Genomic DNA, 12,905 nt, shown 5'->3' on the forward strand with positions numbered 1-12,905 from the left:
ACATGCTCGCTGGGCATTCGATCGGCGAGGTCACGGCGGCGCATGTCGCGGGCGTGTTGTCCCTGGCCGACGCGTGCGTCCTCGTGGCCGCGCGGGGCCGGTTGATGCAGGCGCTGCCCACGGGCGGCGGCATGCTGGCCGTGGCCGCCGACGAGGCTGCGGTGGTCGAGTCGATCGCCGGGCTCGCCGACCGGGCGGGCATCGCCGCGGTCAACGGACCCACCGCAGTGGTGGTGTCCGGTGCCGTCGAGGCCCTCGACGAGGTGGAGCGGCACTGGCGCGATCGGGGCGTGCGCACGCGCCGCCTGACGGTGAGCCACGCGTTCCACAGCCCGCTGATGGAGCCGATGCTCGACGAGTTCCGGGCGGTCCTGCACGGCCTCACCTTTGCCACGCCGCTGCTGCCGGTCGTGTCGAACGTGACCGGGGCCCTGGCCGGCGACGAGATCCGCACCCCGGAGTACTGGGTGCGGCACGTCCGCGACGCCGTGCGCTTCGCCGACGGGATCACCGCCCTGAGGACCGCCGGTATCGACACGTTCCTGGAGGTCGGGCCGCAGAGCGTCCTGACCGCGATGACCGCCGACGTGCTGCCCGACGACGACGCCGTGCTGGCCGTCGCGGTGCAGCGCCGGGACCGTCCGGAGGCGCACGCGCTGCTGCACGCCCTGGCCGAGTTGCACGTACACGGCGTGCCGGTGACCTGGACGCAGTGGTTCGCCGACACCGGCGCGCGCCGCGTCGACCTGCCCACGTACGCCTTCCAGCACCAGCGCTACTGGCCCACCGCCGGCCGGGCGCGTACGGGCGACGTATTCGGGGCCGGGCTCGGCCGCACCGGGCACCCGCTGCTCGGCGCGACGGTGGACCTGGCCGGCGACGACGAGATGGTGCTGACGGGCCGGCTCTCCCTGGCCACGCACCCGTGGCTGGCCGACCACACGGTCTCCGGGCTGACGCTCGTACCCGGCACCGCCCTGGTCGAGCTGGCCGTACGGGCCGGCGACGAGGTGGGCCTCTCCCGGCTGCGGGAGCTGACCATGGCCGCCCCGCTGGTGCTCCCCGAATCCGGCGGCGTACGCATTCAGGTGCGGGTGTCCACGTCGGAGTCGCCGCAGCGTCCCGTCGCCGTCTACTCCCGCCCCGACGACGACCCCGAGGCGGGCTGGACCCGGCACGCGGAGGGTGTGCTGGAGGCGTCCACCGCCGACGAGCCCGACACGATCACCTGGCCCCCCGCCCCGACGTCGGAGGTGGACCTCGCGGGGTGGTACGCGACGCTGGCGGAGCACGGCCTGGCGTACGGGCCGGTCTTCCAGGGACTCCAGCGCGCCTGGGTCGGCCGCGACGAACTGTTCGCCGAGGTGGCCCTGCCGGAGGCCGCCGCCACGGAGAGCGCCGGGTTCGGCGTGCACCCGGCGCTGCTGGACGCCGCCCTGCACCCGATCGGGCTGCTGCTGGGCGGCGAGGAGTCGGGCGGGCCACGGGTGCCGTTCGCGTTCGAGGGCGTGCAGGTGCACGCCTCGGGAGCGGGGGCGCTGCGGGTACGCCTGACCCGCGACGGCTCCGGGCTGCGGCTGGCCGCGTACGACGAGGTGGGCGCGCCGGTCGTGTCGATGGACTCCCTCGTCCTGCGGGAGCTGACCGGCGTGGCCGCGCCGGGCGTGGCCTCGCGGTCGCTGTTCGAGCTGCGGTGGCCGGCCGTGGAGGCCGCGCCCGCCGGGGAGCTTTCCGGATGGGCGCTGGTGACCGGCGGCCTGGAGCTGCCGGCACCGGTAGGAATGCCCACGTACGCCGACGTGGCGACGGTCGCGGGGGAGGAGTCCGTCCCCCGGACGCTGCTGCTGCCGGTGTTCCCCGCGCTCGGGTCTGCGGCGCAGACGCCGGAGTCGGTCCGGGCGGTGACCTCGGACGTGCTGGCGACGGTGCGGTCCTGGCTCGCGGCGGACGCCCTGGCGGACTCGCGGCTCGTGGTGGTGACCCGGGGCGCGGTGTCGATCGGCGACGACGACCGGGTGACCGACCTGGCCGGTGCGGCGGTGTGGGGTCTGCTGCGTTCGGCGCAGTCGGAGCACCCGGGCCGCATCGTCCTCGCGGACGTCGACGACGACCCGGATGCCGCGCTGGTGGCCCTGCTGGACGGCGTCCTGCGGGAGCCGGCCGCGACCGGCGGCCAGCTCGCCGTCCGCGAGGGCGCGGTGTACTCGCCGCGCCTGGTCCGGGCCGGCATCACGGCCGCGCAGACGCCCAGCCTGGGTGACGGCGCGGTGCTGGTGACCGGCGGTACGGGTGCGCTCGGGGCGCTGGTCGCGGAGCACCTGGTGTCGGTGCACGGCGTGCGGTCGCTGGTGCTCGTGTCGCGGCGCGGTCCGGAGGCCGCCGGTGCGGGCGAGCTGTCGGAGCGGCTGTCCGCGCTGGGCGCGTCCGTGCGGATCGCCGCCTGTGACGTGACCGACCGGGACCAGGTCGGCGCTTTGGTTGCCGAGGTCACCGCCGAGGGTCGGCTGGCGGGTGTCGTGCACACCGCCGGCGTCCTGGACGACGGTGTCGTGGAGGGGCTGACGGCGGAGCGGCTGGCCGGGGTGTTGGCGCCGAAGGTGTCGGCGGGTTGGTTCCTGCACGAGGCGACGGCGGGTCTGGATCTGGATCTGTTCGTGGTGTTCTCGTCGGTGGCGGGTGTGCTCGGCTCGCCCGGTCAGTCGGCGTACGCGGCGGGCAACGCCTTCCTCGACGGGCTTGCGGTCCACCGGCGGCAGTTGGGTCTGCCGGCCGTCAGTCTCGCGTGGGGCATGTGGGACACCGCCGGCATGGCCGCCTCGATCGAGGAGGCGGATCGGGCGCGTTCCGCGCGGGCTGGTCTGACGCCGATGAGCGCCGAGACCGGGCTGGAGCTGTTCGACGCCGCCCTGGGCGCCGACCGGGCGGCCCTCGTACCGGCCGTGATCGACGTGCCCGCGCTGCGGGCGGCGACCTCCGGCGGCCCCGTGCCGGCCGTGCTGCGCACCCTGATCGGCGTGACCGGCACCCGCCGCCAGGCGGGGCAGGGCGGTGGCGGCTGGGCCGACCGCCTCGCCGGGCTCACCGAGGACGAGGGCCGCGCCCAGGTCGACGTGCTGGTACGGGGCCTCGTTGCGCAGGTGTTGGGCCACGGTGGTGCGGAGTCGGTGCCGGCGGACCGGGCGTTCCGGGAGTTGGGCTTCGACTCGCTGACGGCGGTGGACCTGCGTAACCGGTTGAACGCGGCCACCGGGCTGCGGCTGGCCTCGACGCTGGTGTTCGACTACCCGACCCCGGCCGTGCTCGCCGAGCACCTGTGGTCGGAGTTGGCCGGAGTGCGTCAGTCGACCGCCGGCCCGGTCGCCGGCACGGTCGTCGGCACCGACGAGCCGATCGCGATCGTGGGCATGGCCTGCCGCTACCCGGGCGGGGTGGAATCCCCCGACGAACTGTGGGAACTGCTGGCCGGCGGCGGCGACGGGATCTCCGATTTCCCGGCGGACCGCGGCTGGGACCTGGAGTCGCTCTTCGACCCGGACCCGAACCGCAGCGGTACGTCGTACACGCGCCACGGCGGTTTCCTGTACGGCGCCGGCGAGTTCGACCCGGGCTTCTTCGGGATCTCGCCGCGCGAGGCCCTGGCTATGGACCCGCAGCAGCGGCTGCTGCTGGAGGCCTCGTGGGAGTCGTTCGAGTCGGCCGGGCTGGACCCGCAGCGGTTGCGGGGCAGCAGGACGGGTGTCTTCGCCGGCGTCATGTACCACGACTACGCCTCCCGGCTCATGGACCTGCCGACCGAGGTGGAGGGCTACGTCGGGACCGGCACCTCCGGCAGCGTGCTGTCCGGTCGGGTCGCCTACACCTTCGGGCTGGAGGGCCCGGCGGTCACTGTCGACACGGCGTGCTCGTCGTCGCTGGTGGCGCTGCATCTCGCCGCGCAGGCGTTGCGTTCCGGTGAGTGCGATCTGGCGCTGACCGGTGGCGTGACGGTGATGGCCACGCCGGGCACGTTCATCGAGTTCTCCCGGCAGCGGGGCCTGTCGGCCGACGGCCGCTGCAAGTCGTTCGCCGCCTCGGCCGACGGCACCGGCTGGTCCGAGGGCGTCGGCGTGCTGCTCGTGCAGCGCCTCTCCGACGCCCAGCGCGAGGGCCGCAAGATCTACGCCGTGGTGCGCGGCACCGCCGTCAACTCCGACGGCGCGTCCAACGGACTGACCGCCCCGAACGGCCCGTCGCAGCAGCGGGTGATCCGGCAGGCCCTCGCGAACGCGCGGCTCACCACCGCCGACGTGGACGCCGTGGAGGCGCACGGCACCGGCACCACCCTCGGTGACCCGATCGAGGCGCAGGCCCTGCTGGCGACGTACGGGCAGGAGCGTCCGCAGGATCGGCCGCTGTTGTTGGGGTCGGTGAAGTCGAACATCGGGCACACGCAGGCCGCGGCCGGTGTCGCCGGTGTGATCAAGATGGTCATGGCGATGCGCCACGGCGTCGTCCCGCCGACCCTGCACGTGGACGAGCCGTCCCCACACATCGACTGGACGGCCGGGGCGGTGGCCCTCGCGACCGAGCCCACCCCGTGGCCGGCCGTGGACCGGCCGCGTCGGGCGGCGGTGTCGTCGTTCGGGATCTCCGGCACGAACGCGCACGTGATCATCGAGCAGCCGCCCGCCGAGACGATCGAGGGCGAGATCGTCGCCTGCGACGTGCCGCCGGTCGTACCGGTGCTGCTCTCCGCGCGCTCCGACGCGGCCCTGGCCGGCCAGGCGGGCCGCTGGGCGCGCTGGCTCGCCGCCGAGGAGGCCCCGCGTCCGCTGGACGTGGCCTGGTCCTCCGTCACCACCCGACCCGCGCTGGAGCAGCGCGCCGTCGCCGTGGTGGCCGACCGGGACGACCTGCTCGCCGCGCTGCGGGCCCTCGACGCGGGCGAGCCCTCCGGGGCCGTCGTGACCGGCTCCACCGCCGTACGCGGCCAGCTCGCGCTGCTCTTCTCCGGTCAGGGCGCGCAGCGCGCCGGCATGGGCCGGGAGTTGTCGGCGGAGTTCCCGGTGTTCGCCGCCGCGCTGGACGAGGTGTGTGCGCACCTCGACCCGCTGTTGCCGCGCCCGCTGCGGGAGGTGCTGTTCGCGTCGGCGGGTTCGGCCGAGGCGGGGCTGCTGGATCAGACGGTGTTCACGCAGGCCGGGTTGTTCGCGGTCGAGGTGGCGCTGTTCCGGCTGGTGGAGTCGTTCGGGGTCGTGCCCGACATGCTCGCTGGGCATTCGATCGGCGAGGTGACCGCCGCGCATGTCGCGGGCGTGTTGTCCCTGGCCGACGCGTGCGTCCTCGTGGCCGCGCGGGGCCGGTTGATGCAGGCGCTGCCCACGGGCGGCGGCATGCTGGCCGTGGCCGCCGACGAGGCCGCGGTGGTCGAGTCGATCGCCGGGCTCGCCGACCGGGCGGGCATCGCCGCGGTCAACGGACCCACCGCAGTGGTGGTGTCGGGTGCGGTCGAGGCGCTGGACGAGGTGGAGCGGGTCTGGCGGGATCGGGGCGTGCGCACGCGCCGGTTGACGGTGAGCCACGCGTTCCACAGTCCGTTGATGGAGCCGATGCTGGCCGAGTTCCGGGCGGTCCTGGACGGTCTCACCTTTGCTGCGCCGTTGTTGCCGGTCGTGTCGAACGTGACCGGGGCCCTGGCCGGCGACGAGATCCGTACGGCTGACTACTGGGTGCGGCATGTGCGGGAGGCCGTGCGCTACGCGGACGGGATTACCGCCCTGCGCGAGGCGGGTGTGGACACGTTCCTGGAGGTCGGGCCGCAGAGCGTGCTGACGGCGATGGCTGCCGACGTGCTGCCCGCCGACGACGCCGTGCTGGCGGTCGCGGTGCAGCGTCGGGACCGGGCGGAGGCGCAGGCGCTGCTGCACGCCCTGGCGGAGCTGCACGTGCACGGCGTGCCGGTGACCTGGACGCAGTGGTTCGCCGACACCGGCGCGCGCCGCGTCGACCTGCCCACGTACGCCTTCCAGCACCAGCGCTACTGGCCCGAGGGCACGGCCGAGAAGCGGGCCGCCCCGGACGGCGGCGACGTCGAGTTCTGGACCGCCGTCGAGCGTGGCGACCTGGCCGCCCTCGCCGCCGAACTCGGCGACGACCCCGACGCCCTGGACACGCTCGGCCCGGCCCTGCCGGTCCTCTCGCGCTGGCGTCGTCACCGGTCCCGGGACACCGCGCTGGACGGGTGGTCGTACCGGATCGGGTGGGAGCCGGTCCGGCCGAACCCGAAGACCAGGCTGTCCGGGCGTTGGCTGATCGTCACCGTCGACAGCGGCGCCGACGCGGGCGTGGCGAAGACCCTCACCCAGGCCGGCGCCCGGGTGGACACGCTCACCGTGTCGTCCACCCTCGACCGCGCCGACCTGGGCGAGCGGCTGCGCCGGATCAGCGGGGACGGCTGGGCCGGGGTGCTCTGCGTCCTGCCCCGCCAGGACCGGCCCCCGGCGCACACGCCGGAGTTGCCCGCTGGCACGGCCGCCCTGCTCACCCTCGTCCGGGCGCTCACCGACACCGGCCTGGCCGGACGGGTGTGGGCGCTCAGCCGGACCGCGATGCCCGTCACGGCCGGCGAACGGGTCGACGACGTCTGGGCGGCCCTGGCCTGGGGCCTGGGCCGGGTCGTCGCCCTCGAACAGCCGGACCGCTGGGGCGGCCTGGTCGACCTGCCCGCCCGCGCCGACCGCGGCGCCCGCGCTGGGCTCGTCGCGGTCCTCGCTGACGGCACCCTGGACCAGGTGGCCGTCCGGCGCAGCGGCATCTTCGGCCGGCGGCTGGTGCCGGCCGTGCCGCCGGTGGGTGTGGGTTGGCGGCCTGCCGGGACGGTGCTGGTGACTGGTGGTACGGGTGCGTTGGGTCGGCATGTGGCGCGCTGGTTGCTGGCGAACGGGGCCGGTGAGGTGGTGCTGGCTTCACGGCGGGGTCCGGGGGTGCCGGGTGTGGCGGAGTTGGTGGCCGAGTTGGGTGCGGTGCGGGTGGTGGGGTGCGACGTCACCGACCGGGCCGCCGTCGAGGCTCTGGTCTCCGGGCTGCCGGAGCTGACCGCCGTCGTGCACACCGCCGGGGCGTCCGGCGGCACCACCCCGGCGTACGAGGTGACCGACGGTGAGCTTTCGGAGACCCTGGCCGGCAAGGTGCTCGGCGCCCTGCACCTCGACGCCGCCTGCCGGGGTCGCGACCTCGACGCGTTCGTGGTCTTCTCCTCGGTCGCCGGTGTCTGGGGCGGCGGCGGGCAGTCCGGCTACGCGGCCGGCAACGCCCTGCTCGACACCCTCGTCGCAGCCCGCCGGGCGAAGGGCCTGCCCGCCACCGCGCTGGCGTACGGCCCGTGGGCGGAGGACGGCATGGCCGCCGGGGAGACCGCCGACGGCCTGCGCCGCCGCGGGTTCAGCCCGCTCGCGCCCGACGCCGCCGTCGCGGCGCTCGGCCGCTGGGTGAACGCCCCCGAGGCGGCCCCGGTGATCGTGGACGTCGACTGGTCCCGGTTCGTCACGGCGTTCACCGCCGCACGGCCGAGCCACCTCTTCGACCGGGTCGCCCCCGCCGTCGCCGAGGAGCCGCAGCGGCCGGAGAGCGCCGCCGCCACCGACGGGCTGCGCAACCGGCTCGCCACGCTGCCGGCGACCGGCCAGGAGGCGCTGCTGGTCGACCTCGTCCGCGCGGAGGCGGCGGCCGTGCTCGGCCACCCCACCACCGACCAGGTGCCCGCCGGCCGGGCGTTCCGGGAGCTGGGCTTCGACTCCCTCGCCGCCGTGCAACTGCGGGACCGGCTGGGCCGGGTCACCGGCCTGACCCTGCCGTCGACAGTGGTCTTCGACCACCCGTCGGCGGCGGAACTGGCCCGCTTCCTGCGTACCGAAATCGTCATCGGCGCGGACGGCGGCCCGGTCACCGGCGGCGTGGCCTCTGCCCGGCCGGCGGCCGACGAGCCGATCGCGATCGTCTCCATGGCCTGCCGCTTCCCGGGCGGCGTGTCGTCGCCGCAGGAGCTGTGGCGCCTGCTGGCCGAGGGGGTGGACGCGGTCACGCCGATGCCGACCGACCGGGGCTGGGACCTCGACGGCCTGTTCGACAGCGACCCGGAGCGGGTCGGCACCAGCTACACCCGCAGCGGCGGCTTCCTCCACGACGTCGTCGGCTTCGACGCCGCGTTCTTCGGGATCAACCCGCGCGAGGCCCTCGCCATGGACCCGCAGCAGCGGCTGCTGCTGCACACCACCTGGGAGGTCTTCGAACGCGCCGGCATCGACCCGCACCGGGTACGCGGCTCCGCCACCGGCGTCTTCATGGGCACCAACGGGCAGGACTACGCCACGCTGCTGCTGGGCGCCCGCTCGCAGGTGGAGGGCTACCAGGCGACCGGCAACGGCGCGTCGGTGGTCTCGGGCCGCCTGGCGTACTCGTTCGGGCTGCACGGCCCGGCGGTCACCGTCGACACGGCCTGCTCGTCGTCGCTGGTGGCGCTGCACCTGGCCGCGCAGGCGCTGCGCAGCGGCGAGTGCGACCTCGCCCTCGCCGGCGGCGTGACGGTGATGTCGACCCCGGGCGCGTTCCTGGAGTTCTCCCGGCAGCGCGGTCTCGCGGCCGACGGGCGGGTCAAGGCGTTCGCCGAGGCCGCCGACGGCACGGGCTGGGGCGAGGGCGTCGGCGTCCTGCTGCTCCAGCGGCTCTCCGACGCCCAGCGCGACGGCAACCGGATCCTCGCCGTCGTACGGGGCAGCGCCGTCAACTCCGACGGCGCGAGCAACGGCCTCACCGCCCCGAACGGGCCCGCCCAGCAGCGGGTCATCCGGCACGCGCTGGACAACGCCGGCCTTACCCCCGCAGACGTGGACGTCGTCGAGGCACACGGCACCGGCACCACCCTCGGCGACCCGATCGAGGCCCAGGCGCTGCTGGCCACGTACGGCAGGGACCGAACCGCCGAGCGGCCGCTGTGGCTCGGGTCGGTGAAGTCGAACATCGGCCACACCCAGGCCGCGGCGGGCGCGGCGAGCCTGATGAAGATGGTGCTGGCCCTGCAACACGAGGTGCTGCCGAAGACCCTGCACGTCGACGCGCCGACCCCGCACGTCGACTGGTCCTCCGGCACGCTGGCGCTGCTCACCGAAGCACGACCGTGGGCCGCCACGGACGGACCCCGCCGGGCCGGCGTCTCCTCGTTCGGCATCAGCGGCACCAACGCCCACGTGATCATCGAGGAGGCCCCGGAGCCGGCCGCCGCCGACACCGCGTTCGAAGTGACCGCGGGGCACGGCGAAGCGCGACGCGACCACCGCGCCGTGGCCCTGCCGTGGCCGGTCTCCGCCGGCGATCTGCCCGCCCTGCGCGAGCAGGCCGGGAGGCTGGCTGACCGCATCGCGATCGACGACGACCCGGCCGGCCTGGTCGCCTGGGCGCTCGCCGACGGCCGCGCCCACCTCGGCCGGCGGGCCACCGTGATCGCCGCCGACCGGGAGACCCGGCTGGCCGCGCTGCGCGCCCTGGCCGCCGGGGAGGAGCACCCGGCGGTGGTCACCGCCCGGCGACGCGCCGGCGGCCTCGCCGTCCAGTTCTCCGGCCAGGGCGCCCAGCGCCCCGGCGCCGGCCGCCAGTTGTACGACACGTTCCCCGTCTTCGCGGCGGCCCTCGACGAGGTCTGCGCGGCCCTGGACCACCAGCTGCCGCAGCCGCTGAAGCCGGTGCTGTTCGCGGCGGAAGGCAGCGCCGAGGCGGCGCTGCTCGACGAGACGGTCTTCACCCAGGCGGGGCTGTTCGCGCTGGAGGTGGCCCTGTTCCGGCTGGTCGAGTCGTTCGGGGTGGTGCCCGGGCACGTCGCCGGCCACTCCATCGGCGAGATCACCGCCGCGCACGTCGCCGGCGTGCTGTCCCTCGCCGACGCCGCCACGCTGGTGGCCGCCCGGGGAAGGCTCATGCAGGCCCTGCCCGCCGGGGGCGGAATGCTCGCCGTCGCCGCCGACGAGGCGGCCGTCGTCGAGTCCCTGGCCGGGCTGGGTGACCGGGTCGGCGTCGCCGCCGTCAACGGCCCCACCGCCGTGGTGCTCGCCGGGGCCGTCGACTCCCTCGACGGGCTGGAGCGGCTCTGGCGGGAACGCGGGGTGCGTACCCGCCGGCTGCGGGTCAGCCACGCGTTCCACAGCCCGCTGATGGAGCCGATGCTGGCCGAGTTCCGGGCCGTCCTCGACGGGCTGGCGTTCGCCGCGCCGCTGCTGCCGATCGTGTCGAACCTGACCGGGCGGCTCGCCGAGCCCGACGAGATCCGTACGCCCGACTACTGGGTGCGCCACGTCCGCGAGGCCGTCCGGTACGCCGACGGGATCGCCGCGCTGCGCGACGCGGGCGTGGACACCTTCCTGGAGCTCGGACCGCAGGCGGTGCTGACGGCGATGGCCGCCGGCCTGCTGCCCGGCGACGAGGACGGCACTGCCGTGGCGGCGCTGCGCGCCGGCGCCGACGAGCCGGCCGCCCTGCTCGCCGCGCTGGCCGTCGTGGACGGCACCGGGCGGGACGTCGACTGGGCGGCGGTGCTCGCCGCGCTGGCCGGGCCCCGCCCGGATCCCCGCCTGCTGCCCGAGCTGCCGACGTACGCGTTCCGGCCGCAGCGCTACTGGCCGACCCTCGACACGTTGCCGGCACCGGCCGCCGACCCGGTCGACGACGCGTTCTGGCGGGCCGTCACCGACGGCGACCTGGGCCGCCTCGGCCTCGACCCGGACCAGCCGATGCGCGAGCTGCTGCCGGAACTGGAGTCGTGGCGGCGTCGCCAGCAGCTCGACGGCACCCTGGCCGGCTGGCGGTACCGGGTCACCTGGGAACGCCGGGCGCTGACCGGCGCCGACCCGGGCACGTGGCTGGTGGTGGCCCCGCCGCACCAGGTCACCGACCGGGTGCTCGCCACCCTCACGGCCGGCGCCGCGGCGGTGCACCTGCTGACCGTCGACCCGGCCACCGTCACCCGCGACGGTCTGGCCGCCGACCTCGACCGGCTCGCCGCCGCGCACCAGCCGACGGCGCTGCTGTCCCTGCTGGCGTTGGACGAGGCGCCGCACCCGGAGCAGACCGCACTGCCGACCGGCCTGGCGGCGAACCTGCTGCTGGTGCAGGCGCACACCGGCCGCTCCGGCCCGGCCGTACCGCTGTGGCTGGCCACCACCGGCGCCGTCGCCGTCGACGGGGAAGCGGTCGCGCACCCGGTGCAGGCCACCACGTGGGGCCTCGGCCTCGTCGCCGCGCTGGAGCACCCCCGGCACGTCGGCGGAGTCGTCGACCTGCCGGCGGGCCCGGCCGAGGCGGCGTACGCGGCCCTGGTCGGGGCGCTGGTCAACGTCGACGGTGAGGACCAGCTCGCCGTCCGGGAGGCCGGCGTGCACACCCGGCGGCTGGTCCGCGACACCGGGCTGCCGGCGGCGGGCGACGGCTACCGGCCGAACGGAACCGTCCTGCTCACCGGCGGAACCGGCGCCCTCGCCCGGCACACCACCGACTGGCTGGGACGCCACGGCGCCGAGGTGCTCCCGCTGGCCGAGCCGGCCACGGGCAAGCTCGGCGACCTGATGGAGCAGCTCGCCGCCGAGGAACGGTCGGTGACCGCGCTCGTGCACGTCCCGGCCGAGACCGGCTCGGTGCCGCTCGCCGAGCTGACCCTCGCCGGCCTGGCCGCCGACCTGGCCGCCACCGTCGGCGACGTCCCCAGGTACGCCGACGAGCTGGCACACCGCCCGCTCGACGCGTTCGTGCTGTGCACCTCGACCACGGGGGTGTGGGGCGCGGGCGGCCGGGCCGGCCAGTCCGCCGGCGATGCGCTGCTGCACGCGCTCGCGGCCAACCGGCGGCACGGGGGACTGGCGGCCACCGCCGTGGCGTGGGGCCCGTGGAGCGACGACCCCGAGTCGCCCGAGCAGGCGCAGCTGCGTCGGCGGGGCCTGCCGGGGCTGCCCCCGGAGCTGGCCCTCGAGGCGTTCGGTCAGGCGCTGCGGGCGGAGGCGGGGCTGATCGTCGCCGACGTGCGCTGGGACCGGTTCGTGCCGACGTTCGCGTCGATGCGGCCGTGCCCGCTGCTGACGGGGGTCCCGGAGGCGGGCGCGGCGATGCCCGCCGACGACGAGCGCCGGCCGGCGGACGACGAGGCGGCGACCGCGCTGCGGGAGCGGCTGCGGCCGCTGAGCCCCGCCGAACGCGAAGGCGTCCTCGTCGACCTCGTGGGCGGCCTGGCGGCGACCGTGCTCGGCCACGGCGGGGACGCGGGGCTGGAGCCCGACCGGGCGTTCCGCGAGGTCGGGTTCGACTCGATGACGGCCGTGGAGCTGCGCAACCGGCTCCGCGCCGCCACCGGCGTCCAACTGCCCGCCGCCGTGGTGTTCGACTACCCCACGCCGGCGGGCCTCGCCCGGCACCTGCGCGACCGGCTCGCGGAGGACGGCGCCGCCGCGGCGGCCCCGCTGCTCGCCGAGCTGGAACGGCTCGACGGTGTCTTCGCGGCCGACGCGCCGGACCGGCTGACCCGGCAGAAGCTGCTGGTGCAGCTGCAGGCGTTCGTCGCCCGGTGGGGCGACGACCGTGGTCCCGTCGAGGAGAAATCGGCCACGCACACCCTCGACGACGCCACCGATGCCGAGATCTTCGATTTCATCCACCGCGAGCTGGGTGGCCCCGGCGGCAATTTGCCGGGGATCTAGGAATGGTGTCATACGACCGTTGTCGACGGTCGTGACACGCTGGGCCGGGCGGGTCCGCGCACCCGCCCGGCCGCACCCCGCGAGGGCGGTGCGCCACACCGCTCGCGGGGCGGGTCGGCCCAGCCTGCGCCCCCGCCACCTAGGGGCACCCGTAGGGGCACGCTAGGGGTTGTGACCGCCGTCCGGCGACAATTACCT

Annotated in this window: 1 protein-coding gene (only partly in view); it reads left to right on the plus strand. The window is 75.9% G+C overall.

The features are described from left to right. A protein-coding gene (locus tag AMK25_RS09505; RefSeq protein WP_073828599.1) for a type I polyketide synthase crosses the window boundary here: on the plus strand, positions 1-12,707 show its 3' end. Its footprint begins 17,134 nt before the window's first position; the window shows 12,707 of its 29,841 coding nt (coding positions 17,135-29,841); its start codon lies off the left edge, out of view; the stop codon is at positions 12,705-12,707. Positions 12,708-12,905 lie beyond the last annotated feature (198 nt).

The organism is Micromonospora sp. TSRI0369, from assembly GCF_001905625.1.
Classification (GTDB): Bacteria; Actinomycetota; Actinomycetes; order Mycobacteriales; family Micromonosporaceae; genus Micromonospora; species Micromonospora echinospora_A.